The organism is Pseudonocardia sp. TRM90224, from assembly GCF_021245725.1.
Lineage (GTDB): Bacteria > Actinomycetota > Actinomycetes > Mycobacteriales > Pseudonocardiaceae > Pseudonocardia.
Genome location: NZ_JAJGSX010000026.1, coordinates 57,985 through 84,413, shown reverse-complemented (window position 1 = coordinate 84,413; position 26,429 = coordinate 57,985). Strand labels below are relative to the sequence as shown.

Annotated in this window: 14 protein-coding genes and 1 pseudogene; 13 read left to right on the top strand and 2 right to left on the bottom strand. The window is 71.1% G+C overall.

Going from position 1 to position 26,429, the window contains the following annotated elements:
• Window positions 1-19: 19 nt before the first annotated feature.
• Both LL648_RS28915 and LL648_RS28910 read right to left on the bottom strand, forming a co-directional pair.
• Window positions 20-1,032: pseudogene (locus LL648_RS28915) on the bottom strand (IS481 family transposase).
• 121 nt (window positions 1,033-1,153) lie between these two features.
• Window positions 1,154-1,948 carry an ATP-binding protein gene (locus LL648_RS28910; protein WP_232665914.1) on the bottom strand — a complete coding sequence of 265 codons (795 nt, stop codon included), beginning with the start codon at window positions 1,946-1,948 and terminating at the stop codon, window positions 1,154-1,156.
• A gap of 122 nt (window positions 1,949-2,070) precedes the next feature.
• On the opposite strand from LL648_RS28910, the gene LL648_RS28905 reads away from it, so the two are divergent.
• From LL648_RS28905 to LL648_RS28845, 13 genes are all read left to right on the top strand, one after another.
• Window positions 2,071-3,294: a glycosyltransferase 87 family protein gene (locus LL648_RS28905; protein WP_232665913.1), complete on the top strand. Its 1,224-nt coding sequence runs from the start codon at window positions 2,071-2,073 to the stop codon at window positions 3,292-3,294.
• A gap of 34 nt (window positions 3,295-3,328) precedes the next feature.
• Window positions 3,329-4,522, top strand: coding sequence for a sensor histidine kinase (locus LL648_RS28900; RefSeq protein ID WP_232665912.1), 1,194 nt, complete (start codon window positions 3,329-3,331; stop codon window positions 4,520-4,522).
• Between the two features lie 8 nt (window positions 4,523-4,530).
• Complete coding sequence (locus LL648_RS28895; protein WP_308190413.1) at window positions 4,531-5,181, top strand: response regulator transcription factor; 651 nt, start codon at window positions 4,531-4,533, stop codon at window positions 5,179-5,181.
• Between the two features lie 1,167 nt (window positions 5,182-6,348).
• The gene (locus LL648_RS28890; protein ID WP_232665911.1) at window positions 6,349-7,221 is read left to right on the top strand and encodes a transketolase; all 873 of its coding nucleotides are present in this window, start codon (window positions 6,349-6,351) and stop codon (window positions 7,219-7,221) included.
• Window positions 7,218-8,159, top strand: a complete 942-nt coding sequence (locus LL648_RS45435; RefSeq protein WP_232665910.1) for a transketolase family protein — start codon at window positions 7,218-7,220, stop codon at window positions 8,157-8,159. The genes LL648_RS28890 and LL648_RS45435 overlap by 4 nt, the downstream gene beginning before the upstream one ends.
• Entirely contained in the window at window positions 8,156-8,932 is a 777-nt protein-coding gene (locus LL648_RS28880; RefSeq protein WP_232665909.1) for a hypothetical protein, read from the top strand. The genes LL648_RS45435 and LL648_RS28880 overlap by 4 nt, the downstream gene beginning before the upstream one ends.
• A complete protein-coding gene (locus LL648_RS28875; RefSeq protein ID WP_232665908.1) occupies window positions 8,929-9,573 on the top strand; it encodes an SIS domain-containing protein in 645 nt (214 codons plus the stop codon). Before LL648_RS28880 ends, LL648_RS28875 begins: the two co-directional genes overlap by 4 nt.
• The gene (locus tag LL648_RS45430) at window positions 9,570-10,952 is read left to right on the top strand and encodes a glycosyltransferase (protein WP_232665907.1); all 1,383 of its coding nucleotides are present in this window, start codon (window positions 9,570-9,572) and stop codon (window positions 10,950-10,952) included. Before LL648_RS28875 ends, LL648_RS45430 begins: the two co-directional genes overlap by 4 nt.
• Before the next feature lie 77 nt (window positions 10,953-11,029).
• On the top strand, window positions 11,030-14,119 hold the full coding sequence (locus LL648_RS28865) for an AMP-binding protein (protein ID WP_232665906.1): 3,090 nt from the start codon (window positions 11,030-11,032) through the stop codon (window positions 14,117-14,119).
• Between the two features lie 17 nt (window positions 14,120-14,136).
• Window positions 14,137-17,250: a non-ribosomal peptide synthetase gene (locus tag LL648_RS28860; protein WP_232665905.1), complete on the top strand. Its 3,114-nt coding sequence runs from the start codon at window positions 14,137-14,139 to the stop codon at window positions 17,248-17,250.
• A gap of 4 nt (window positions 17,251-17,254) precedes the next feature.
• Window positions 17,255-20,416, top strand: coding sequence for a type I polyketide synthase (locus LL648_RS28855; protein WP_232665904.1), 3,162 nt, complete (start codon window positions 17,255-17,257; stop codon window positions 20,414-20,416).
• Window positions 20,409-26,237 (top strand): non-ribosomal peptide synthetase, encoded by a 5,829-nt coding sequence (locus LL648_RS28850; RefSeq protein WP_232665903.1) that lies wholly within the window; start codon window positions 20,409-20,411, stop codon window positions 26,235-26,237. Before LL648_RS28855 ends, LL648_RS28850 begins: the two co-directional genes overlap by 8 nt.
• Complete coding sequence (locus LL648_RS28845; RefSeq protein ID WP_232665902.1) at window positions 26,234-26,425, top strand: MbtH family protein; 192 nt, start codon at window positions 26,234-26,236, stop codon at window positions 26,423-26,425. Before LL648_RS28850 ends, LL648_RS28845 begins: the two co-directional genes overlap by 4 nt.
• Window positions 26,426-26,429 lie beyond the last annotated feature (4 nt).

Below are 26,429 nucleotides of genomic sequence, written 5' to 3'. Positions count from 1 at the left end.
ATACCGGAGCCGGGCCGTTCTAGCTGTACTGCCCAGGGACGTTGGTTAAACGGGTGATCGGTGGCCGGCGTCCGATGGCGGTGTGGGGTCGGTGATGGTTGTACTGGTGCAGCCAGGCCGGTAGTGCGTCGCGGCGGTCGGACTCACTGAGGTAGTGCCGTGCGAAGGCCCAGCGGTCGGCCAGGGTGCGGTGGAAGCGTTCGATCTTTCCGTTGGTCTGTGGCCGGTAGGGCCGGGTCCGTTTCGGGGTGATGCCCAGCTCGGTGCAGGTGTCGCGGCAGGCGTGGGAGCGGTAGGCCGACCCGTTGTCTGACAGCACTCGCTCTGTGGTGACGCCGCGGTCGGCGAACCAGCTGGTGGCGCGGCGCAAGACCGCGATGGCGGTGGTGGCCTTCTCGTCGTCGTGGATCTCGGCGGTCGTGGATCTCGGCGTAGGCCACCCGGGAGTGGTCATCGAGCACGGTGTGGACGTAGGCCGTGCCCATCTGTTTGTTGTCACCGTGGCGGCTGCGGGGCTTGTCGGGGGTGCTGGCGTGGTGGCGTTTGCCTTGCTGGCGCCCGACGTAGCGCCAGCCGCCGCCGTCGGGGATGTTGCCCAGCTTCTTCACATCCACGTGCAGCATGTCGCCGGGGTGGGGGTGTTCGTAGCGGCGGATCGGTTCGCCGGTGACCCGGTCAACATGGGAGAGCCGGTGCAGCCCGCAGCGGGTCAGGACCCCGGTGCACCGTGGAGGCGGGCATGCCACGGCGGGCACCGATCTCGATCGGGCCCAGGTGCAGCCGCATCCGGTCCCGCGCGATCAGCCGGACCGGCTTGGGCGGTGTCACGTTCGGGCTGTGGTGGGGCCGGCTGGATTGATCAGCCATGCCGGCCTCACCGAACTCGAGGTAGCGCTGGGCCCAGCGCTTCGCCGTCGGCCAGGCGACCTGAAACCGCTGCGCGGCCTGCGCGATCGGCAGACCGTCCTCGACAATCAGCCTGGCCATGCGGAGTCGGTGCTTCTCATTGAGTGGGGCGTTAGCGTGGACCACGAAGACCTCCTGCGGTCTCGGTGCGGATGCCGTCAGACAGCTCCACACCAACCACAGGAGGTCCTCGCCATTCAAGATCAATCAGATCGTGTCGTCACACGACCTCAACCAACGTCTCTGGTCAGTTACCGCGAGCGGCGAGCTTGTTGCGGAAACCCCAGGTCTCGTGGACCACGCCGCGATAGCGGATCTGGTCGTGGATCTCGCGCAGCTGTGTCATGACGTCGGGCGGCAGCACGAGGTCGTCCCATGTGAAGCGAGGTTCGCTGCGCTTGGCCACGGTGTCGAGCCTGCGGTGGGACTGCAGCCGGCACGCGGCGAACAGGTCCTCGCCGCTCGGCTCGGGCGCTGCCGGGTCGCGGGCCGCGGCAAGGCTGCGAGCGGTGGCGGTCGCGTCGCGGATCTGACCGCCGGTGAGCCGGAAAGCATTCGCTAGGGCTGCCAGGTCGCTCGGCGTGTCGGCACCCAGCGCGGAGCGCCACAGGCGCACCCGGTCGTCGAGTCCCGGCGCCGGCACATCGACGGGGATGACCGTGATTGCGGCCGGCGGGTTCGCCGGCTGCCACGCGATCTCGCCGGCGACGAACGCGGGGGCGGGATGCGCTGCGAGTACATCCAGCAGCATCCGCAGCTCGGCCTGACGGTCCTCGCCCAGCAGCGCGTCGAACCCGTTCCAGTAGAGCGCCGCGCCCTGCAGGCGCACCTCACGCTCAGCCAGTCCCAGCAGGGTCGCGTACTCCAGCGGTACCCGCCCGGCCACCGCCGCGCCGTCCACCACGAGCAGCGACCCGCCCCACGACCCAGCGCACGCCGCCGCGATCGATTGCTTCCCTGACCCGTATCCGCTGCGCAGGTGCAGCACGAGATCGGCTTCGGCGTGCTCGGTCATCCGGGTGATCCGCTCGGCCAGGTCCATCGGAAGGACCAGCTCTTGCAGAGAGTGAGGGCCAACTGGTCGCGGCTTGGTCCTGAAGGACCGGCTGTGGTGCGTTCCGTGGAGTGATGTGGTCGCCCCCATCGTGTTCTTAGCGTCGCCACATGCTGATCACACGAACGCCGGCGGGACGCGTGGCCGTGGTGGCAGGGGCACTTGCCGGGCTCCTGCTGGGGATCTATCTGGTCGGCGCGCCGGGTACGCCGGGGTTCGGCTACCGCCTTGATCTCGACGTGTACCGGCTCGGCGCGCAGGCGTTCGCCGCCGGGGCACCGCTCTACGATCATGGGTTTCGCACCGACTTCGGTGAGGTGCTGCCGTTCGTCTACCCGCCGATCGCGGCCATCATGTTCTTCCCGCTTGCCGTGCTGCCGATGGTTGTCGCGTCGATACTGGTGCTGGCCGCATCCGTATGGGCGGCGGTATGGGTGCTCGTGCGGATCAACCGGGTTCTCGGCAGCGATCTGCGCGGCCACAGCTTGCTGTTGGCGCTTCCGGTGCTTCTGTTGCTGGACCCCATCCGGATGACCCTGTTCCTAGGGCAGATCAATCTTCTACTGCTTGCACTCGTCGTGACCGACGTGGTCGTGCTGTCTTCGAACCACAAGTACCGGCGCTGGCGCGGTGTCCTCGTGGGAGTCGCAGCAGCGATCAAGCTCACGCCGTTCGTATTCGTCCTGTGGTTCCTCATCGACGGTGACCGCCGGGCTGCCGCGCGGGCGGTCGTTGCCGCCGCCGGAGTGACGTTGATCGGTTTTCTGCTGGCGCCTGCGGAGTCGCTGGAGTACTGGACCCGGCAGATCTTCCGCCTCGATCCTCAGCTTCCGACGTGGGCGAGCGGTAACCAGAACCTGCGCCCGATCGCGAACTGGTTCGGGCTCGACCCACGCGCGACGATGGTGCTGTGGCTGGCGCTTGCTCTGCTTGCGCTCGGGCTGGCGGTGCTCGCTGCGGTGCGGTGCGCGCGTCGTGGGGAACCGCTGCTGGGATTCATCGCGATATCGGCCGGTGGGCTGTTGGCATCGCCGATCTCGTGGTCGCACCACTGGGTATGGCTGCTGCCGGTGTTGCCTGTGCTGGCCGCTTCAGGAATGCGGGTACTAGCCGGCGCCGGCCTGACGATCTTCGCCGTCGGGCCGCAGATAGTGCTGGTGGGGCTGCTCGGCGATGAGCGGGGCTGGACACCGTGGCTGCACGTCGTCGCCGCAGCGCCGGTGCTCTGGACGGTCGTCCTCCTGGCCGTACTCGCGCGGCGGCCTCGCCATGACCGATCTGCCGCTTCACGACGTCCGGAATTCGACGCAGGTCTGATTCGATCGCGCACGTGAGGCGGCCACGTCCAGGCCTGCGAGGATCGCCTTCATGACCATCGCCGGATCGAACACGCTGCGTGCGGTATTCGACGCACGCCTGCCGGAGTCGGCCATCCGCCCTGGGCGGCCCATCGCACCACGCTGGTTCTTCCTCCTCGCCGCAGCCGCCACCTTCCTGCTTTCGTTGGGCGCCCTCGGTGCTTTGCAGATCGCCAGCTTCGTCTACGCCGCCGTGGTTACGGCGCCGGTGCTGCTGGCATGGCGCCGGCCCGGTCTCGCCGCGGTGCTGGCGGTGCTCGTGGTGGCGGCCTCGACGATCGCCGCACTCGCAGGCTCTCCGACTGCCGCCCCACCGCCCTGGTTCCTGAACATCGCTGTCGCACACCTGGTGATCGGCTACGTCGCAGGCCTGTCATTTCCCGTCCGCACGATCGGTTGGGTGTTCTCAACACTGCCGGTTTGGGGACTCGGCCATGCAGTGCTCCTGTTCGGATTCCGGCCGTCGAGCCTTTCGGTCACTCTCATCTGGGCCGCCGAGGTCACCATCGCCGTGCTGCTGGGGATGCGCCATCGGGATCGGCACGAGCGTCTTCGTGGCGCCGTCGCGGATGCCGGTCGGCGCCGGATCCGCGAGGAACACGACCGGGTAGCCCGAGAATTGCACGACTCCGTCGCCCATCACCTCTCGGAGTTGGCTGTCCGCGCTGCCAGCGCTCCACAGCGGATCCCGGACGTGTCGGTGCCGGCGGCTGCGGAGTTCACCGCGTTGGGCGAACTCGCCAGATCGGCGCTGACCGAGATGCGCGGACTGCTCGGCATTCTGCGCGGCGATGTCGCCCCCGACAGGGGCCCGCAGCCAGGCCTTGCCGATATCGGCGATCTCGCGGCTGCTGCTCGGCGGTCCGGGACCCCCACCGAGCTCGCCATCACCGAACCACTTGCGCTGCCACCCGGTATCGGGGTGTCGACTTACCGCATCGTCCAGGAATCGCTCAGCAACGTGGTCCGCCACGCTACCGGAGCGTCGACCAGCGTCACGGTCGCTCCGGCCGGCGATGAGCTGCACATCAGCATCATCAATGCGGCAGCGCCGCAATCGCCGGCACCTGCGCCGGGCGCCGGGCTCGGACTTGTCGGGATGCGGGAACGGGTCCGTCTACTCCGCGGCCGCATCCACACCGGACCGACGACCGACGGCGGGTTCCTCGTCGACGTCCGCCTACCGTTGGAGCCCCTACCGTGATCACTCTCGTGCTGGCCGACGATCAGGCCATGGTGCGTGCAGGCTTCGCCGCTCTGCTCGACGCCGAACCCGACATCACAGTGCTGGCCCAGGCGGCCGATGGCGACCAGGCCGTCGCAGCTGTCCGCGAACACCGCCCCGATGTCGTCCTCATGGACGTGCGCATGCCCCGCGTGGACGGTCTCGCTGCCGCGGCGACCCTGCTCGCTCCCGGCGAGGCGTACCGGCCTCGGATCGTCATGCTGACCACGTTCGACCTCGACGACTACGTCTACGAGGCGCTGCGGATCGGCGTCAGCGGCTTCATGCTGAAGGACGCTTCCCCACAGGCCCTCGCTGATGCGGTGCGGGTAGCCGCCGCCGGGGACGCACTGCTCGCCCCCTCGGTCACGGCACGAATGATCGCCCGGTTCGCTCAGCAGCAACCGCCTCGCTCTCGTGACGCGGCCAGGCTGGCTGGCCTCACCACGCGCGAACGTGATGTGCTGCGGCTGATATCCGCTGGTCACAGCAACGCCGAGATCGCCCGTGACCTCGTCATCGCAGAGCACACGGTCAAGTCCCACGTCGGACGGCTGCTCACCAAATTGGACTTGCGCGACCGGACGCAGGCGGCGATCTTCGCGTACGAGAGCGGACTCGTGCGACCCGGCTCCTGAGCCGGAACCGCGGCATGGAACTCCTAGCCGTTCCATCCAGCGAGGCATCCAGGACGTACCGTCGGCGCCGATCGTGATGCTCACCCGAGGTAGGCGACCTCTCGCCCCGACAGGCGGGCGAACTAACGCCTTCGCTCAGACAATGAATCTGTGTAGGGGGTTCTAACCAACTGACAGCAGATCGGCACCTGCCCCGACGCCGCACCCGTCCCATAATTCGGCAGCCGAGGTGCATTCGTCGTCCGCGCGGCGCAATCTGGAGTGTTCCCGATTTTGTGGACATTGGTTAGGCTGCCAGGTCGGTGAGATTTCTGAATCCTGGCTCGTACTCGATTGGTGTCAAGTAGTCGAGTGTGGAGTGTCGTCGGCGACGGTTGTAGCGGCTTTCGATCCGCTGGAATGTGTGTTGTCGAAGGTGCGCGCCAGGCGGTCACACGTAGGTGATGTCGCCGCGCGATTGAACGCCGCGCCCAGGGCCGGCTCGTCGAAGCCGCCATGGTCCAGTTCCTGGGCGGCGATCACGGCGAGCGTGGGCGAGCATCGCGAGCAGGGGACAGGGTTGCGAGGAGGTGCAGCAGCTGCCGGCCCCGATGAGGCGAACCCAGGATGCTTCGTGTCCCTGGATCCGTCGCTGTCGTGACTCGTCCTGGCCCGCGGCCTTTATTGCACGGCGCGACAGCTGTCGGCACATCCGAGCGAGCGTGAACCGCGTCGAGCGGTGGCGTTGGTCCCCGCCTGAGGTGCATCCGATGGCCGTGTGGATTCGTCGGGCGCGGAAGTGGGCCCGTGGAACATCGGGAACGTTTCACACGCGACTAAGGTGCTCTTGAGGTGAATCGTTCTAGCCTTGGCCCATCTCACCAAGGCTGAGAATAGTCGCAAGGATCGGCCGTAGACCCGACGATTGTCCGTTCCGTCCAGCTCCCCGCTACCTCGCCGTCGAGTTGCTCCGACACGCCCGTTGCAATCGGTGTCGAGTATGCGATCGAAGGGTGAAATTCTGCCGATTCGCGGCGTATGTCGGCATTTCGGTTCGGTCTCGGCGGGGATCCGCACCGATGTTCGGCACCGAGTTGCCGATGTTGAGCAGTCGCAGTTCCACGTGCACCAGCCGAACGAACGTCGCCGTTGCCGGCGGCCCGCTCGGCGAGCCGGAGGAGACCGAACATGCGCCCCATTGACGTCGCGCCCGAGCTGGACGAGCGACGCGATATGACCGTCGAGGACATCGCGCGGCTCGCGAACCGGTGCCGGCAGGTCCTGCTGGAGATGATCTACCGGGCGGGATCCGGTCACGTCGGTTCGTCGCTGTCGTGCATCGACCTGCTCAGCGCGCTGAGGTTCGACCAGATGCGGTGGGCTGCGGGCCGGTCGCGCACCGGGTCGGATGTGTTCGTCCTCTCGAAGGGGCACGCGGTGCCCGCCTGGTACGCGGCGTTGATCGTCGCCGGTGACCTCTCCCCGGAGTGGATCGGTCGCCTCCGCCGGATCGACAGCCCGCTGCAGGGCCATCCCGACCGCACCCGCTGCGAGCTGGTCGACGTGAGCACGGGCGCGCTCGGGCAGGGCCTGTCCGTCGCGATCGGGCGGGCGGTCGCCAAACGGCTGAAGGGCGAGGACTCCCACGTCTACTGCCTCGTCGGCGACGGGGAATGCCAGGAAGGTCAGGTCTGGGAGGCCCTGATGCACGCCGGGGCACGGGGCCTGCCCGGCGTCACGCTGCTCGTCGACCACAACGGGAGCCAGAACGACGGCCCCGTCGAGCACGTGCTGCCGTCGGGGTCGCTGCCGGCGAAGCTGCAGGCGTTCGGGTGGCAGGTGCAGGAGATTGACGGCCACGAGCACCACGCGATCCGCGCCGCCCTCGGCGCGGCCCGACGGTCGCCGCGGCCGACCGCGCTGATCGCCCACACGCGCAAGGGTCACCTCGGCGGCGACCGCGTCGTGCTCGGCGGGAGCCACAGCGGTGTGCTGACCCGCGAGGAGTTCCACGCGGCGACCGACTACCTCGACGCCGTCGCCGTGGAGGCGGCGTCGTGACGGTGCGGTCCACCCGGGACTGGTTCGGTGACGCGCTGGTGGAGCTGGCCGACGACCACGACGACGTGATGGTCGTCAACTGCGATCTCGCGTCCGCGACGCGCACGTCGCGCTTCGCGGAGCGCCACCCGGACCGTTTCGTCGAGTGCGGTATCGCCGAGGCCAACGCGATCGGGATCGCGGCAGGCCTCGCGCAGGAGGGCTACCGGCCCTTCGTCGCGAGCTTCGCCCACTTCATCACGGGCAAGTACCTGGAGATCTTCCAGTCGATCGGGCTCAACGGGGCCGGCGTGGTGGTGGTCGGCACGCACGCCGGCCTCGCCATCGGTCAGGACGGGCCCACCCAGATGGGGCTGCGCGACCTCGCGCTGATGCGGACGTTGCCCAACGTCGAGATCCTGCAGCCCGCGGACGGGCACGAGACCCGGCAGATGCTGGAGCACCTCGTGAGCCACCACCGCCCCAGTTACCTGCGGCTGTGCCGGCAGCCGCTGCGCGAGGTCCACGCAGGTGACGACCGGTTCGTTCCCGGCCGGCCCGCGGTGCTGCACCGCGGCACGGACGTCGCCGTGTTCACCATGGGCGGCATGCTCCCCGTCGTCCTCGACGCCGTGGACGAGCTGGCGCGCGTCGGCATCCACCCGTCGGTGGTCAACGCGTCGTCGCTGCCCGTCGCGCGCGCGGCGGTCGAGGAGATCGCCCGCGCGCACGGGTCCGTGTTCGTGGTGGAGGACCACGCCGACGTCGGCGGGCTCGGCGACGAGATCGCGCGGATCGTCGCCGGCATGCCGGACGACGTGCGGTTCGAGGCGTGGGGCGTCGCGGACTACGCCCAGGCCGGCACCCCGGGCGAGCTCTACGCCCGCTACCAGCTGGACACCGCGGGCGTGACCCGCCGGTTGACGACGTTCCTGCGCGACAGAGGAGGCCGTTCATGACCCCGACCGCCCCCGTCCTCACCGACTACGGCAGCAAGCGGGACCTCGCCGGCCCCGTGGCCGTGCCCCGCTACGTCTTCGTCGAGCACACCCTCGCCCCCGGGCACGCGGTGCCCTTCCGCAGCGACCCGCTCCACCACCGCACCTTCGTGGTCGTCGACGGCGAGGTCGCGCTGGAGCTGCGCGACGGTTCGACGGCCGGCCGGTACCGCAGGCTGGAGGGCTGGCACGCACCGGCCGGGTCGGAGTACCGGTTCACCAACCGCGGCCCGGGCACCGCGGTCCTGCTCGAAGCGGGCTCGGTGGGGGAGCGGGCCGCGACCGCCGCGTCCGGCGAGTTCCCCGCCATCTCCACGTACACGGTCACCAAACCCTGGGGCCACGAGATCTGGTACACGCAGAACCTCCCGGACCCGGGCTACGCGGTGAAGCAGATCCACATGACCGCCGGCCACCAGTCGTCGTTGCAGTCTCACCGCTGGAAGGCCGAGACCAACCATGTCGTCGACGGCGCCGCCACCGTGCTCGCCGGGCTCACCGCCCCGGCCGACCCCGACGAGCGCGTCGACGTGTCGCGCCTGGTGACCTCCGTGCACCCGGTGGGATCGGGCTGGACGTCACCGCCCGGCGAGCTGCACCGCGTGATCGCGCGGACCGACTACACCGCGATCGAGGTGTCGACCCCGGAGCTGGACGACGTGATCCGCTGGCAGGACGACACCGGGCGCGCCCACGGCCGGATCGCCGCCGAGCACGCGGGGGGCCGTCCATGACCCTCGCCGAGGAGATCCGGCTCTACCTGGACGAGAAGCGCCGCATCCTGGAGGACTTCCCGGTCGCGGTCGTGGAGCGCGCCGCCACGATGCTGTTCGCGACCTACGACGAGGGCGGCACCGTCTACGCGATGGCCAACGGCGGCAACGCCGGCACCCTCGACCACTGCTACTGCGACTTCACCCATCACCCGTTCGTCACCGCGGACAAGGCGACCCCGCTCCCGCCGTCGGTCCCGCGGCTGCGCTTCGTGAACCTCTCCGGGTCGCCGGCCGAGCTGACCGCGCTGGTCAACGACATCGGCCCGGCCGAGATGTACGCGGCAGCGCTCGCGCCGGTGGTGACGGGCCGGGACATGGTGATGGCCTACTCCGGGAGCGGCACCTCGGCCAACGTCGTGCGGGCCCTCGACGTGGCCGCCGCGGCGGGTGCCCGGACCTTCGCCATGACGAAGGGCGACGGCGGCCGGTGCCGCGAGCTGGCCGACGCCTGCCTCGTCGTGCCGGGCACGTCGCGGTTCCCCGGGCAGACCGGACCGAACGACAACAACTTCCACTTCGAGGACGCCATGCTGGCCGTCAACCACATGCTCGTCGGGCTGCTGAAGGAACGAGTGGCGGACCGGGAGCGCGACGCGTGAGGATCCAGCCGGTCGCGGACGAGTTCGCCCACCTCGACGAGTTCGAGGAGCTGATCGGCCCGGCCCGGACCCGGCGGATGCACGAGTGCGCCCGGCTGCTCCGCGAGCGGCTCGACGGAGGCGTCCTCTGGCACGTCAACTCCACGGCGGCCGGCGGGGGTGTCGCGGAGATGCTGCACACGCTCGTCCCGCTCTACCGCAGTCTCGGCGTCCGGGCCGGCTGGATGGTCGTCGGCGGTGACGAGGAGTTCTTCACCGTCACGAAGCGGCTGGGCGCCGGCCTCTACGGCAGCCCGGGCGACGGCGGACCGCTCGGCGCCCGCGAGCGCGCCGCCTACCTGCGCGCACTGGCGGGCAACGCCGAGCCGGCCAGGGCGCTGGTCGGCCCGCGGGACGTCCTGGTCCTGCACGACCACCAGACCGCGGGCCTCGCCGAGCTCCTGCACGACGCCGTCTCGGCGACGTACTGGCGCTGCCACGTCGGCGTCGACGAGCCGAACGCGGCCGCGGACCGGGCGTGGGGCTTCCTCTCGCCGCTGCTCGACAGAGCGCGGGGGCTGGTGTACTCGGTGCGCCGGCACGCGCCGGACGACCCGCGTGTCGCGGTCATCCCGCCGTTCCTCTCGCCGTTCTCGGAAAAGAACCGCGCGCTGACCCCGGAGGAGGCGCGCGCGTGCCTGGCCCACTGCGGCCTCGGCGAGGCCAGGGGTACGGACAGCGGCCCGGCCGGCGGCGGGTCTGCGTTCGAGCATCCGGCCCGCGTGGTGGCCGACGGGCTCCCGCAGCCCGGCGAGCCGCTGCTGGTGCAGGTGTCGCGGTGGGACCTGCTGAAGGACATGCACGGCGTGCTCGCCGCGTTCGCCGAGCACACCGACAGCGGCCACCTCGCGCTGGTCGGCCCGGACCCGGGTGGCATCCCCGACGACGTCGAGCAGAAGGTGTGGTTCGACCGCTGCCTCGCCGTCCGGGAAGCACTACCGGCGGCGCAGCGGTGCCGTGCCACCCTCGTCTGCCTGTCCATGGCGGACCTCGCAGAGAACGCCGTGCTGGTCAACGGGATCCAGCGCTCCGCGGACGTCGTGCTGCAGAAGAGCCTCGCCGAAGGATTCGGGCTGACCGTGACCGAGGCGATGTGGAAGTCCAAGCCGGTGGTGGCGAGCGCCGTCGGCGGCATCCGCGAGCAGATCACCCACGGGCACGACGGCCTGCTGATCCCGGACGCGACCGACCTGGCGGGCTTCGGCGCCCTGATGGGCGCGGCCGTCGCCGCCGGCCCGCAGCTCGCCCCGTTGGGGGCGCGGGCGCACGAGCGCGTGCTGAACGACTACCTGCCGGATGTGGACGTCGTCAGAACCGCCGCGCTGCTCGGCGCGGGGTGAGCACGGTCCTCTACGACCGCGAACGTGACGGGGGGAGCGGACGGATGAGCACTTCTGGACGGTTTTCTTTTGGACGGGTGGCGGCGACCGACGAGAGTCGTTACGGAACGGATGCCCGCGGAGGCCCGACGGTTCCCGACCTCCTCGCCCGCCGAGCCGCGACGGATCCCGGTCGGCTCGCCCTCGTCGTGGACGGCGGCGGATCGTTGACGTACGGCGAGTGGCACCGGCGCGCGGAGCAGGTCGCGCGCGGGCTGGTCGAGCGTGGCGTGCGCCCGACCGACCGAGTAGGGCTGGTGTTCGGCGGGACCGCGTGGACGGACTTCGCCGTCGCCTACTGCGGTGTGCTCCTGGCGGGAGCCACGGCCGTGCCGCTGTCGGCCGCCATGCCGGCCGCCCAGCTCACCGCCTGCCTGGAGCACTGCGAAGCCGCTGCCGTCATCCACTCGGCAGGGGCGTCGGTCCCCGCGGGAACCGGGTGGGCGGCCTCGATCGACGACGTCACGGCCGGCGCCACCGCCGAGGAATCCGCACCGTGCTGCTCGCCGCACACGACCGCCCAGATCCTCTACACGTCGGGCACCACGGGACGGCCCAAGGCGGTCGCGGCCAGCCACGCCAACCTCGTGTTCGAGCACGTCCAGCGGCCGTACCCGCCTCCGCTCGCCCACTCCGAGCACGCGCTGCACGCGTTCCCGCTGGGCACCAACGCGGGCCAGGCCATGCTGGTCAAGGCCCTCTACATGCATCCCACGACGGTCGTCATGCCGCGGTTCGACCCGGAGCGGTTCTGCTCGCTCGTGCAGTCCTACCAGGTCGGCTCGGTGTTCTGCGTGCCCGCCATGTGGATCGCCTTGGTGAACTGGGACGGCCACCGGCGCTTCGACCTGTCCTCGGTGCTCCTGCTGGGCTCCAGCGCGGCCGCGCTGCCGCCGGCCGTGGCGGCGCGGCTCACCGACGTGTTCGCCGGGGCCCTGCTGGTCAACCAGTACACCTCGACCGAGGCATCACCCGCGCACACGCTCATGGTCTACGACCCGGACCGGCCGGGCAGCCTGGGGCGCCCGGACGACGGCGCGGCGGTCAGCGTGACCGACGCGGACGGGGAGCCGGTGCCCCGCGGCGAGCTGGGTGAGATCTGGCTCGAACTGCCGGCCGGCCTGGCGCGCCGCTACTACCGCGACGACGCGCGCAGCGCCGACGTGTTCCGCGACGGCCGGGTGCGCACCGGCGATATCGGCTACCTCGACGGGGACGGCTACCTCTACCTGGTCGACCGCGAGAGCGACATCGTCAACAGCGGGGGGAGGAAGATCGCCGGCCTCGACGTCGAGAACGCGCTCTACGCCCATCCAGACGTCGCCGAGGCGGCGGCCTTCGGCGTGCCGCACCCCGTGCTGGGCGAGATGCTCACCGCGGCGGTCGTGCTCCGGTCCCCGGTGAGCACCGAGCGCCTGCGCGCGTTCCTCCGCGACACGCTCGCCGAGTCGCAGGTGCCGCAGCGCATCGTCACCGTCGACGCGCTGCCCCGCAACGCGAACGGCAAGGTGGTCAAGCGCGAGTTGCGCGAGCGGCTCGGACGGGCGTCGCGACCGGACGCCGGGGACCGGCCACCGGCCGGAACCACCGAGGCGCTCCTGACCACGCTCTGGCAGGACGCGCTGCGCCGCCCGCGGATCGGCGCTGACGAGTGCCCACTCGACCTCGGCGCCGACTCGATCATGGCCGGTCAGGTGGCCGCGGCTGCCGGTGATGCGCTCGGCATCGAGGTGCCGATCGCGCTGCTGTTCGACCACCCGACGGTGGCCGGGCAGGCGGCCGCCCTCGACCTGCTGCTCTCGCCGGACCGATCGGCCGCCGCGCCCGTCCGTCGCGCCGGGCCGCGCACCTCGGCGCCGGCGGGTGTCCTGCAGGAGAAGTTCTGGCGATGGGTCAGCGCCGATCCGGGCCGGCGGCAGGTCCCCAACGTCGTCGCCGCGATCCGGATCAGGGGCTCGCTGGACGTGGGCGCCCTGAGCTGCGCGGTCGCGGAGATCGTGCGCCGCCACGAAGCCTTGCGCACCGCGTTCCGGCACGACGGCGACCGGCTCGTGCAGGCGATCGACCCGGCCGCCGGCATCGAACTCGATGTCGTGGACCTCTCCTCGGCGCTGCTCGGAATCCCGCTCACCGGCCGCTCCGCCGTCGCGCGGGAGCGGCTCGACCACGACGCCACGGCACCGTTCGACCTCAGCACGGCCCCGCTCGTGCGGGCGCTGCTCTACCGGCTCGGCCCGGTCGATCACGTCTTCGCCGTGGCAGCGTCGCACCTGGTCGTCGACGGTCTCTCGCTGGGGGTGATCCTCAGCGAGCTGGAGGTGCTCTACGCCGCCTACGGGGCTGGGTACAGCGCAGGGCGGGGCAGCGCGCTGCTCGAACCGCCGCTCCAGTACGCCGACTTCGTCGCGTGGGAACAGAACCTCCTCCCTACCGGGCGGGCATTCTGGAAGCAGGAGCTGGGCAGCGTTCCCCCGCACCCGTCATCCGAGCCGGGCGACACCGCCGTGCACGCGCTGTCAGCGGTGCGTTTCGCCGTCCCCGCCGCGGTCACGAGCGCGGTGCGCCGGCTCGGCCGCAGCGGCGTCACCCCGTTCATGACCATGGCCACGCTGTACGCCCACACCGCCGCCGAGACGCTCGGTGCCGACAGCGTGCTGCTCACGACCCCGCTGTCCGGACGCAGCCGGCCGGAGCTCGGCGCCGTAGTCGGCTGTTTGTGCCGCGCCGTTTACCTCCGCCACGACCTGTCCGACCGGCCGGATTGGCCGACGGCACTGGACCGGATGCGCGAGACGGCGCTGGCCGCGTTCGCGCACCAGCACTTCCCGCACCACGAGTTCTCCACCGGGTACGACCCGCTGGCCTGCAGCTTCCGCTACCTGGACACCAGCCACCCGACGCGGCTGCGCGGCCTGCACGTCGAGCGGTTCGCCACTGACCTGCAGCCGGCGCAGGACCTGCCGGCGGGGACCACACCCGAGTCCCGCTTCCCGGAGCTGCTCATCGAGGACTTCTACGGGGAGCTGACCGGAACCCTCGTCTACAACCCCGCAGACACGGACGCCGCGGCCGTCGAGGGCATCGCCGAATCGTTCCTGCGGCGCGCGGAGCGGGTGTCGGGAACGTGACCGAACGGAGTGACCGAATGAGCGCCCCAGTTCCGGCTTCGCCTGCGCAGCACGGCATCTGGTTCACCGAGCGGATGGGCGGCGCTGGTTCCGCCTACCACATGCCGATGGCCATCTCCTTCGACGGCGAGCTCGACGGTGCGGCCCTCCGCGACGCCTGCAGGGCGCTCGTCGCGCGGCATCCGATCCTGGCCATGGTGATCGAGGACAAGGACGACGTCCCGTACCTGGTGGCGGGCCCCGGGACGGTCGGCGTCGACGAGGTCGATCTCACCGGCGCGCCGGAGGAGGAGTGCCAGGACTTCCTCCGCCACGAGATCCGCCGGCCCTTCGACCTGGGCGAGGGCCCGCTCATCCGGTTCACGTTGTGCGCCCTCGCGCCGGGCCGGTCCGTGCTGCTGATCGTCGCCCACCACCTCGTCTTCGACGGCGAGTCGAAGGACATCCTGGTCCAGGACCTGGCCACCGCGTACAACGCGGGCACCCTCGGGAGCCCCCGGCTCCCGGCAACGCCACCGGTGCCGGCGTCGGCTTCAGCAGCCGCCAGTGAGTACTGGAAGACGCGGTGGCGGGAGCCGGGAGAGGTCGTCGTGCCCGGCCTGACGCAGGCGGGTCGGGTCGCGGCGGACGGCGCGACCCACGTGCTGGACGTGGATCAGGACCTGCGCCGCGCGGTCGTCGACACAGCGCTGCTGCTGGAGCTGACCCGCTTCGAGCTCCTCCTCGCCACGCTGCAGGCGCTGCTGCACGGGTACGGGAACGCGGAGCCGGTCGTCACGATCGGTCTGTCCACCCGCGAGCCGGATACGCGGCGGAGCATCGGGCTCTTCGTCAACGAGCTCCCGGTGGTGTCGCGGCCCTCGCCGACCACGACGTTCCGCGAGTTCGCGCGGAACCTCCGCGCCGAGCTGCGCGACCTCTACCGGTTCCGCGACGTCCCGCTCGCCCGCGCGGTCGACGGCATCAAGCCGGGCACGGCGCTCGCTCCCGTGTCGATGAGCTACCGCAAGCGCGCGGCGTGCCCCGAGTTCGCCGGGCTCGGCGTGTCGGTGGACTGGACGATGTTCGGCCTCACCGCCAGGAACGCCCTCAACGTCCAGGTCGTGGACGGCCCGGACGAGCTGGCGCTCACCCTCCAGTTCGCCCCGTCCAGCCTCGACCGGGAGAGCGCCGCGCGCATCGGAGAGCACTTCCGCACCCTGCTGCGGCGGATCGCGGCGGATCCGGACGCGCGGCTGTCGGAGCTCTCGATGGTGGGCGTGGGGGAGCGGGCTGCCGTGCTGGCTCTGGGTACGGGTGCGGAGGTGCCCGTCGGGGCGGGTTGTGTCCACGAGCTGGTCGCCGAGCGGGCCGGGTTGGCGCCGGACGCGGTGGCGGTCGTCGGGGCAGCGTCGGTGTTGACGTTCGGTGAGTTGGATCGGGTGGCGAACCGGTTGGCGCATCGGTTGCGGGAGCTCGGGGTCGGTGTGGAGACGCCGGTGGCGGTGGTGATGCACCGCTGTCCGGAGCTGGTGGTGGCGCTGCTGGGCGTGTTGAAGGCCGGTGGCGCGTACGTCCCGATCGATCCGGGCTATCCCGCGGAGCGGGTGGCGTACATGCTCGGTCAGACGGCGGCCCCGGTCGTGATCACGCAGGGGGAGCTGGCCGGTGGCCTGCCGGCGGACGGTTCGCGGGTGGTGCTGGAGCTGGATCCGGGCACCGTGCTCGACACGCCCGACACCCCGCCGCAGGTGGCGGTCCGGCCCGGAAACCTCGCTCATGTCATCTACACGTCAGGATCCACCGGCGCCCCGAAGGGCGCGATGATCCACCACCGCGGACTGGCCAACCTGTGCACCTGGTACCGGCGCTGCTACCAGCTCGACGCCGGGGAACGGGTGGCGTTGCTGGCCAACGTCGCCTTCGACGCGCTCACCCTGGAGATCTGGCCGCACCTGATCGCGGGCGCCGCCCTGCACGTGGTCGACGACCGGATCCGCACCGACCCGGCCGCATTCACCGCCTTCGTCGTCCGCAACCGCATCACGCGCTGCTTCCTGCCGACGGCGCTGGCCCAGCTGATGGCCGAGGAGGAGTGGCCGTCCGACTGCGACCTGCGGGTGGTCCTCACCGGCGGGGATCGGCTGCACTGGCCGACGCGGCCGCAGCCGTGGTCGCTGTTCAACCACTACGGACCGACGGAGGCGACGGTCCTCGCGGCCGCCGGCCCCGTCGAGCGGGGCACGAGCGACCGGGAGTTCCCGCCGCTCGGCTCGCCGATCGACAACACTCGGCTCCACGTCCTGGATCCGGCGATGGACGTGCGGCCCATCGGGGTCGCCGGCGAACTGTTCATCGGCGGCGCGGGTGTCGGTCGCGGTTATGTCGGCCGACCCCGGTTGACGGCGGAGCGGTTCGTCCCCGATCCCTTCGGCTCGCCGGGAGCGGTCCTCTACCGCACGGGTGATGTCGCACGGCTGCTGCCCGACGGCAACGTCGAGTTCCTGGGTCGGGTGGACGACCAGGTCAAGGTTCGTGGGTTCCGGGTCGAGCCCGGCGAGATCGAAGGGGCGCTGCGGTCGCATCCGCAGGTCCGCGACGCGCTGGTGACCACGAGGGACGACGTCGGCGGCCGCCAGGTGATCGCGTACGTCGTGGGCGCGGACGGCGAACCGGACGTCACCGCGGTTCGCGCGCACCTGGCCCGGCGCCTGCCGGACTACATGGTCCCGGCTCAGTTCGTAGCGCTCGACGCCTTTCCCCTCACCCCCAGCGGCAAGGTCGACCGGCGGGCGCTGCCGGTGCCCGCTGCGAACCCGGCGCGATCACGGATCGGGGCGAGGCCCACCGAGCACGCGGTTGCGGCGGTGTGGGAGACGGTGCTGGGGACGAGCCGGTTCGACGTCCGCGACAACTTCTTCGAGGTGGGTGGGAACTCGCTGCTGGTGCCCGCGCTGGCCAAGCGGATGCGCGCCGAGTTCAACGCGCCCGTGAACCTCGTGGACATCTTCGCCCACCCGACCATCGCGGACCAGGCGGCGATGGTCGAGGAGAGGACGGGCGCTTCCAGGCGGAGATCCGACGACGACGTCGCGCCGGCGGGGCCGGGCCGATCGCGCCGCCGCCGGCCGGGACCGGACTGGGAGCTGTGAGCCGATGAGCGAGCGCGACATCCCCGACATCCCCGACATCCCCGACACCCCCGACACCCCCGACATCCCGGACCCGTCCGGCGCGATTGCCGTGATCGGGATGACCGGCCGGTTCCCGGGGGCGAGAACCGTCGACGAGTACTGGCACAACCTGATCGCCGGCGTGGAGACGATCGGCCGCTTCACCCATGACGAGCTGGCGGCCGGCGGCGTTCCGGAGCGGCTCTACACCGACGACCGGTACGTCCCGGCCAGGGGGGTGCTGGGCGGGGCCGATCTCTTCGACGCGGAGTACTTCTCCATGTCACCCAGGGAAGCCGAACTGACCGACCCGCAGCAGCGGCTGTTCCTCGAATGCGTGGAATCGGCCCTGCAGGACGCCGGATACGACTCCGAGCGGCTCGCGGAGCGGGTCGGGGTGTTCGCGGGCTGCAGCGCCTCGTCGTACCTGCGGACGATCCACCGGTCGATCGATGCCGAGGACCTCGACGAGACGCAGGTCAAGATCGGGAACGATGTCGACTTCCTGACCACGAGGGTCGCGTACAAGCTGAACCTCTCCGGGCCGTGCGTCACGGTGCAGACGGCCTGCTCCACCGGTCTCGTGGCGGTCCACCTCGCGTGTCAGAGCCTGCTGGACGGCGAGTGCACGATGGCGGTCGCCGGCGCCGCGAGCATCGTCTACCCGGAGGAGACCGGACACTTGTACGAGGAAGCGTCGATCGGCTCGCCGGACGGGCATTGCCGAGCGTTCGACGCGGCGGCGCGGGGGACCGTCGGGGGCAACGGCTGCGGTGCCGTGGTGCTCAAGCCGCTCGCCGCGGCGATCCGCGATCGTGACCACATCCGGTGCGTCATCCTCGGCTCCGCGATCAACAACGACGGCTCGTCGAAGGTCGGGTTCACCGCACCGAGCGTCAAGGGGCAGCGCAACGCCATCCGGCGGGCGCACGCGGTCGCCGGCGTGGCCGCCGCCAGCATCTCCTACGTCGAGGCGCACGGCACCGGCACACCGCTGGGCGATCCCATCGAGGTAGCGGCGCTCACGCAGGCCTTCGGCCCGGATCCCGCGTCCGAGCCCTGCCTGATCGGTTCCGTCAAACCCAACATCGGCCATCTCGACGCGGCGGCGGGGCTGGCCGGGTTCATCAAGGCGGCGCTGGTCGTCGAGCGGGGACGGATTCCGCCGACCCTGCACTTCACCGAGCCCAATCCCGAGGCGGGCCTGGAGGACGGCCGGTTCCGCGTGGTGGCGGAGCCGACCCCCTGGCCAGCGGGTTCGTCGCCGCGACGGGCGGGCGTCAGCTCGTTCGGCATCGGTGGCACCAACGCGCACGCGGTGGTCCAGGAGTTCCCGCCGCAGCCACGTCACGACACCGGGGGGTCGTGGCAGGTGCTGCCCCTCTCCGCCCGGAACGACACCATCCTCGGCCGAGCCGCCGGCGAGCTGGTCCGGCACCTGCGCACCGATCCGGGGGTGGCGCTCGGCGATGTGGCGTTCACGTTGCAGACGGGACGGCGGGAGCTCGACCACCGGTTGGCGGTGGTCGCACAGTCGGTACAGGAGGCCGAGGAGGCGCTGTCGACCGGAGACCGGACCGCCGTCGTCAGAGGGCGTCGGGCAAGCTCGGCCGAGCCCCGGGTCGCGTTCGTCTTCCCCGGCCAGGGAGCGGAGTTCCCCGGGATGGCACGGGAACTGGCCGCAGCGGAGCCGGCGTTCGCGTCGTTCCTGCACGACGGGTTGGCGGCCGTGGCCCGGTACACGAGCGACGACGTCGAGAAGTACCTGACCGCCGAGGACGCGACGGCCGGCTCCGTCGAGGCCGGGACCGCGCTCGCGCAGCCGGCGCTCTTCGTGTTCGAGCACGCGCTGGCGCGGCTGTGGATCTCCTGGGGGGTCCGTCCCTCGTGCCTGCTGGGCCATTCGCTGGGCGAGATCACCGCCGCGACCGTGGCGGGTGTCTTCTCCCTCGACGACGCCGCGCGGGCAGTGGCGCTGCGCGGCAGGCTCATGCAGGACACCCTCCGCGGCGCCATGCACGTGGTCTTCGCGCCGGCCGGGGACGTGACCGCGCTGCTCCCGCCGGACGTCTCGATCGCGGTCGTCAACTCACCGACCGCGTGCGTGGTGTCCGGGCCTCCCGGCGGGGTCGAGGACCTCGTCGGCGAGCTGAACGACCGCGGGATCCGGACGCGGCCGCTGCCCACCGAGCGGGCGTTCCACTCGGCGATGATGAGCGACGCCGCCGAGTCGTTCGGCGCGGAGGTGGCCCGGCGCCCGCTGGCCGAGCCGACGATCCCGCTCGCCTCCACCGTGACGGGCGACTGGATCGGCGACGCCGAGGCGACGGACCCCCGCTACTGGGCGGCGCAGCTCCGGCAGCCGGTGCGGTTCGCCGAGGGGTGCCGGCGGGTCCTCGGCGGCAGCGCCGATGTCGGCGCCGATGTCGGCGCCGATGTCGTGCTCGAAGTGGGTCCCGGGGCAGGCCTGCCGGCACTCGTCATGCAGAACGCCGGCGATCACGAACCGCTGGCAGTCGCGAGCCTGACCAGGGGAGACGGAACGGACCCTGGTGCGCTGCGGCGTGCCGCGGCCCGCCTCTGGGTCGGCGGGGTGCGGCTCGACTGGACGGCGATGCACGCCGGTCAGGATCGGCGGCGGGTGCGGATGCCCACCTACCCCTTCGACCGGGCCCGCTACACGGTTGCCCCCTCCGCGTCGCCGGAGCCCGTCCGGCCCGCCGATGCGCCGCGGGCCGGCGCAGATGCGCGGCCCACCCATGCGCGGCCCACCCATGCGCGGCCCACCCATGCGCAGCCCACCCATGCGCGGCCAAGTCTCGCCACGCCGTTCCGCGCTCCGGAACCGGGTATCCAGACCTCCCTCATCACGATCTTCGAGGAGCTCATCGGGGCCCGCGACCTCGGCGTCGACGACAGCTTCTTCGAACTCGGCGGCGACTCGTTCACGGCGATCCGGGTGCTCTCCCGGATCCGTGAGCTCTACACCGTGGACCTGCCGTCGGAGCGCTTCTTCGAGAACCCCACCGTCGCCGGGCTGGAAGTGGTTCTCGACGACCTGCTGGAGGACGCGGTGAGCCGGATGGACCCGGCCGAGGTGGCCACGATGCTGCGGGAGCTGGACGGCGGTGGGGACCATGACTGAGGCTTCCGGGAAGCAGGATCGGGCGCGCTTGCTCGATGCGCTGCGGCGGGGCCGGGGCCGGCAGTCGCGACCGGACCTGCCGCGCGCGGACCGAACCGGCCCGTTGCCGGTGTCGTCGGGGCAGCGCCGGCTGTGGTTGCTGCACCAGATCGCACCGGACGGCTCTGCGTACTCGATCTACATGTGCTTCCGGCTGCGCGGCGCGGTCGACGCGGCCGCGCTGGAACGGTCGTTGGACGTGCTGATCCGACGCCACGAGGTGTTGCGCACCGCGTTCACGACGGTGGACGGGAAGCCGGTGCAGGTGGTCTCGCCGGAGGTGCCCGCATCCGGCACCTGGGACGTCATGGAGACCGTGTCCGGGGTCGCGCCGAGCGACGTCGAGAGCATGTGCAACGCGTGGGCGCGGCGGCCCTTCGACCTGACCGAGGGGCCCTTGCTGCGTGGGCTGCTGATCAACCTCGGCGACGAGTGGGTCTTCGGGGTGGCCGTGCACCACATCGCCGTCGACGGCTGGTCGTTCGGCATCCTGCTGCGGGAGCTGTCGCAGTGCTACGACGCGTTCTCCGCCGGCGGCGAGCCCGGGCTGCCGCCGGTGGCGGTCGGGTACGCCGACTACGCCGTCTGGCAGCAGGACTGGTCGACCGGCCAGGATATGCAGGAGCAGCTCGGTTTCTGGCTGGACCGGATGCGGAACGCGCCCGAGACCCTGGAACTGCCTTTCGACCGGCCGCGGCCGGCCGTCCAGTCGTTCCGCGGGGCCAGCTTCGCGTTCCCGGTGGGCGCGGCGATCGCCGCCCAGCTGAAGGAGCTCGGCCGGTCCCGGCAGGCGACGCCCTTCATGGTCCTGCTGGCCGTGTTCACGGTGCTGCTGGCTCGGTGCAGCGGCCAGACCGATCTTGTTGTCGGGGTGCCGGTCGCGGGGCGCGGCCGGGTGGACCTGGAGTCGATGGTCGGGTTCTTCGCCAACACGCTGGCGTTGCGCACCGACGTGGGCGGCGACCCCGCTTTCGGCGAGCTGCTGGAGCGGGTGCGCGACACCGCGCTGGGTGGCTACGCGCACCAGGACGTCCCGTTCGAGGTGCTGGTGGAGCGGGTCGCGCCGCGCCGCGAGGCCAGCCACAACCCGCTGTTCCAGGTGATGTTCGCGTTCCAGAACACCCCGCCGGAGCAGCTGCGGTTCACCGGACTGGACGTGCGGCCCATCGTCGAGATCAACAACGAGACCTCGAAGTTCGACCTGTGGTTGAGCATGGAAGAGGCGCCCGACGGCGGCCTCTCGGCGGTCTTCGAGTACGACACCGCGCTGTTCGACCGGGACACCGTCGAACGGCTGGCGAAGCACTACCGCCGGCTGCTGGCCGCGGTCGTCGCGGATCCGGGCCTCCCGATTAGCCGGCTCCCCCTGATGGAAGAGGGGGAGCGGGCTGCCGTGCTGGCTCTGGGTACGGGTGCGGAGGTGCCCGTCGGGGCGGGTTGTGTCCACGAGCTGGTCGCCGAGCGGGCCGGGTTGGCGCCGGACGCGGTGGCGGTCGTCGGGGCAGCGTCGGTGTTGACGTTCGGTGAGTTGGATCGGGTGGCGAACCGGTTGGCGCATCGGTTGCGGGAGCTCGGGGTCGGTGTGGAGACGCCGGTGGCGGTGGTGATGCACCGCTGTCCGGAGCTGGTGGTGGCGCTGCTGGGCGTGTTGAAGGCCGGTGGCGCGTACGTCCCGATCGATCCGGGCTATCCCGCGGAGCGGGTGGCGTACATGCTCGGTCAGACGGCGGCCCCGGTCGTGATCACGCAGGGGGAGCTGGCCGGTGGCCTGCCGGCGGACGGTTCGCGGGTGGTGCTGGAGCTGGATCCGGGCACCGTGTTCGACACGCCCGACACCCCGCCGCAGGTCGCGGTGCGGCCCGGCAACCTCGCGTACGTCATCTACACCTCGGGGTCCACCGGCGACCCGAAGGGCGCCATGATCCACCACGACGCCTTGACGAACCGGCTGCAGTGGATGCGGCGCGAGTACGACGTGACTGCCCGCGACAGGATCCTGCAGAAGACGCCGTACAGCTTCGACGTCTCGGTGTGGGAGTTCTTCCTCCCGCTGGTCAGCGGCGCGACCGTGGTCGTCGCGCCGCCCGGCGCGCATGAGGACCCGCGCCGGCTCGCGACCCTGATGGCCGACGAGCGCGTCACCATCGCGCACTTCGTCCCCGCCATGCTGGGTGTCTTCCTCGACCAGCCCGACCTGCCCCGCCTTCCGGAGCTGCGCCTGCTGATCTGCAGCGGCGAGGCGCTGCCCAAGCACCTGCCGGAGCTGGTCGGGGACCGGTTGGGGATCCCGTGCCACAACCTCTACGGCCCCACCGAGGCCGCCATCGACGTGACCGCGTACGCCCCGGGATCGTCCGTGCACGAGGACGGCTGCGCGGTCACCCCGATCGGCACGCCGATCGACAACCTGCGGGTCCACGTCGGCGATCCGGCGATGGACGTGCAACCGGTGGGGGTGCCGGGCGAGCTGCTCATCGGCGGGGCCGGCGTCGGCCGCGGCTACCTGCGGCGGCCAGGGCTGACCGCGGAGCGCTTCGTCCCGGATCCCTTCGGGCCGCCGGGGGCGGTCCTCTACCGCACCGGCGACCTCGTCCGGCTGCTGCCCGACGGAAACCTCGACTTCCTCGGCCGCCTGGACCACCAGGTCAAGATCCACGGGTTCCGCATCGAACTCGGCGAGGTGGAGGCCGCGCTGCGCGCGCACCCGGACGTCCGCGAGGCCGTCGCCGGGACGACCGGGACGACCGATCCGGCGCTCGTGGCGTACGTCGTCCCCGCGGCGCCGGCGACTCCCACCGAGTCCCAGCCCACCCACATCGTCGACGGGTGGGCGGAGGTGTTCGACGACGTCTACCAGGCCGACGAGGACGTCCCAGGCCACCCCGACTACTCCGGCTGGCGCAGCAGCTACACCGGGGAGCCGTACTCCGACGACGACATGGCCGAATGGGTGGACGGCGCCGTCGACGGGATCTCGGAACTGCAGCCGAATCGCATCCTCGAGATCGGCTGCGGCTCCGGGCTGCTGCTCGCGAGGCTGCTCCCGACCGCGAGCCGCTACGTCGCCACCGACGTCTCACCGGTCGTCGTCGAGCGGCTCGCGAAGCGCTACGGCGCCGACACGGCGGTGGAGCTGCGGGTCGGGCCGGCCGACGAGGTGCGGGACGTGGACGAGTTCGACGTCGTCGTCCTCAACTCGGTGGTCCAGTACTTCCCCGACGCCGGGTACCTGGAGCGGGTGCTCGCCCAGGCGGTGCGGGCCTGCCGTCCCGACGGTTCGGTGTTCGTCGGGGACGTGCGGAGCCTGCCGCTGCTGGAGGCGTTCCACCTCTCCGTGCTGGCGCACAAGACCGGTGCGGCGGCCACCAGCCCGCAGCTGCGGGCCCGGCTGGCAGCGGGCATCGCCCGCGAATCCGAGCTGGTGATCGACCCGGAGTTCTTCATCCGCTTTGCACGCGACCACGGACTGGTCGCCGACATCCGCCTCAAGCCCGGTGTGCGACCGACCGAGATGAACGACTTCCGGTACGACGTCCGGCTGCGCCCGGGAACGGGTCTGATCTCACCGGACTCGATCGAGTGCCTGCCGTGGGACGCGGCGGACCCGGACGGGCTGCTCGACGAGGCAGCTGCCAGCAACGCGCCGGTCCGGATCGCCGACATCCCGCACCCGCGGCAGTTCGCCCTGGTCGAGGGGCTGCGGTCCGGTGATCCGGACGGGGGCCGGGTTCTCGAAGGAGCGGTCGGTGTCGCACCGGCGGACGTGCGCCGGCTGGCCGCGCAGCGCGGTCTGACGTGCCTCTGCGCTCCCTCGCTCGGTCGGCCGGGTCGTTTCGACGCCGTCGTGGCTCCGGGTCCGGTGCCCGGCCTGGCGTTCGAGGCCGTGCGCGACTCCGACCGGGCGCTGACCAACGATCCGACCCTGCAGGCCCGCAACCGGGCGCTGCCGGCCGCACTGCGTGAGCACCTGCGGGAACGCCTGCCCGCGTTCATGGTCCCGGGCACGATCGTCGTCCTCCCCGAGCTGCCGTTGACGCCGAACGGCAAGGTCGACCGGAAGGCGCTGCCGACGTTCACCCCGGTCTCCGAGAGAGACTTCGAGGCGCCGTCCGGGGCGGTGGAGCAGCAGCTGGCGGCGCTCATGGCCGGCCTGCTCGGCCTGCCGCGCATCGGTCGGCACGACAACTTCTTCAGCCTCGGTGGCGACTCGATCGTCGCTCTGCAGCTGGTCAACGAGGCGGGGCGGGCCGGGTTCGACCTCTCGCCGAGAACCGTCTTCCAGAACCCGACCGTCGCGAGCTTGGCGGAGGCGAGCGCGCTCGCGGCGCCCGAGGATGCGGCGCCGGCCGGGGGCACCGCGCCACCGGACGTGAGGGCGCGCGACCCGAGACCATGGAATGCGGGATCGACGTTCGTCGATGCCTACCCGCTGTCGCCGATGCAGCACGAGATGCTCAGCGCGGCGATCGAGAGGCCGGAACCGGGACTCCACGTGGCCAGCGTCGAGCTGCACATGAAAGGCACGGAGTTCGACGAGAACGCCTTCGTCTCAGCCTGGCAGTATTTCATGGAGCGGCACGCGCCCTTCCGCACGTCCTTCACATGGCATGGCCTCCCACAGCCGTTGCAAACGGCGTGGCGGATCACCGAACCGCCGATCACGCGTGTGGATCTGACGGCCTCGCCGGCGGCCGAGCAGGACGAATGCGTGCGGGACAAGCTCTGGCAGGAACGGCGGCACGTCTTCGTTCTCGACAGCGCGCCGCACTGGCACATCACCCTTTTCCGGCTGGGCCAGGACGACTACCGGGCCGTCGTGCGGCTCAGCTACATGTTCCAGGACGGCTGGTCGTGGGAGAACATCCAGCGCGAGATCTTCGCGGCGTACGACGCGTTCCGGCACGGCCGTTCACCGGACCTGCCGGCGGTGCCCGAGTTCCGCGACTACATCGACTGGCTCACGCAGCGCGATCAGAGCGGGGACGCGGAGTACTGGACGGCGGCGATGAAGCGGTTCGCCGGCCGCACGCCGGTGGTGGAATCGCTGGGCACGGCCCGGCGGCCCAGCGCGGACGAGCTCCCCTACGCCCATGAGCTGCTGCATTTCAGCCCGGAGGTCGACGCCGGCCTGCGGCGTGCTGCCCAGCGGCGTGGCATCACCCTCTTCACCCTGCTGCAGGGCGGGTGGGCGCTGCTGCTCGCGGCGTGCACCGGCCGGGACGACGTGACGTTCGGCTCGATATCCGCGGGCCGGCCAGAGCACATGGACCGCATGACGGACATGATCGGTCCGTTCAACAACATGCTCCCGGTCATGGTGAACACCGCCGACGACGACCTCGCCCTCGACTGGCTGCACCGCCTGCAGGCCGAGCAGTCCGAGATGCGGCAGCACCAGTACGCATCCCTCGCGCAGATCCGGGAATGGGCCGGCCTGCCGTGGCGGGAGGCGCTGTACGACAGCTACATCGTGTACGAGAACTTCCCCATGGACCCGGGGAACAGCCGCCGGTTGCGGGAATGGGAACCGACGTTGGCCTCGACGCAGACCGAACATCCCATGCGCGTCCTCATTTGGCCGGCGGGGACTCTTTTCATCATGGTCAGCTTCTACGTCCGGCACTTCGAGGCGTCGACCGTCCGCCGGCTACTGGCGGCCTACGAGGGCCTGCTGGTGGCCCTCGCCGACGATCCGAATTCGTCATTGGGCGACCTGAAACGGATCGCCACCGACACGTTCACCCGCCGCCCGGCGGCCGACGATACGAGGAAGAAGCCGTGACCGACGAGGAATCGTTCGACCATGCCGTCGTCGTCAACGACGAGGAGCGGCACTCGATCTGGCCGGCCGACCGCGAGCCCCCGGCCGGCTGGCGCCGCGAGGGCTTCACCGGTCCCAAGGCGGCATGTCTGGCACACATCGAACGGGTGTGGACCGACATGCGCCCAAAGAGCCTTCGCGACGGCTGAGCCG

What these genes read in the sequence shown, in the direction of transcription:
- LL648_RS28910 (WP_232665914.1), bottom strand. Translation starts at nt 1,948, where the DNA reads ATGGACCTGGCCGAGCGGATCACCCGGATGACCGAGCACGCCGAAGCC.
- LL648_RS28905 (WP_232665913.1), top strand. Translation starts at nt 2,071, where the DNA reads ATGCTGATCACACGAACGCCGGCGGGACGCGTGGCCGTGGTGGCAGGG.
- LL648_RS28900 (WP_232665912.1), top strand. Translation starts at nt 3,329, where the DNA reads ATGACCATCGCCGGATCGAACACGCTGCGTGCGGTATTCGACGCACGC.
- LL648_RS28890 (WP_232665911.1), top strand. Translation starts at nt 6,349, where the DNA reads ATGCGCCCCATTGACGTCGCGCCCGAGCTGGACGAGCGACGCGATATG.
- LL648_RS28880 (WP_232665909.1), top strand. Translation starts at nt 8,156, where the DNA reads ATGACCCCGACCGCCCCCGTCCTCACCGACTACGGCAGCAAGCGGGAC.
- LL648_RS28875 (WP_232665908.1), top strand. Translation starts at nt 8,929, where the DNA reads ATGACCCTCGCCGAGGAGATCCGGCTCTACCTGGACGAGAAGCGCCGC.
- LL648_RS28860 (WP_232665905.1), top strand. Translation starts at nt 14,137, where the DNA reads ATGAGCGCCCCAGTTCCGGCTTCGCCTGCGCAGCACGGCATCTGGTTC.
- LL648_RS28855 (WP_232665904.1), top strand. Translation starts at nt 17,255, where the DNA reads ATGAGCGAGCGCGACATCCCCGACATCCCCGACATCCCCGACACCCCC.
- LL648_RS28850 (WP_232665903.1), top strand. Translation starts at nt 20,409, where the DNA reads ATGACTGAGGCTTCCGGGAAGCAGGATCGGGCGCGCTTGCTCGATGCG.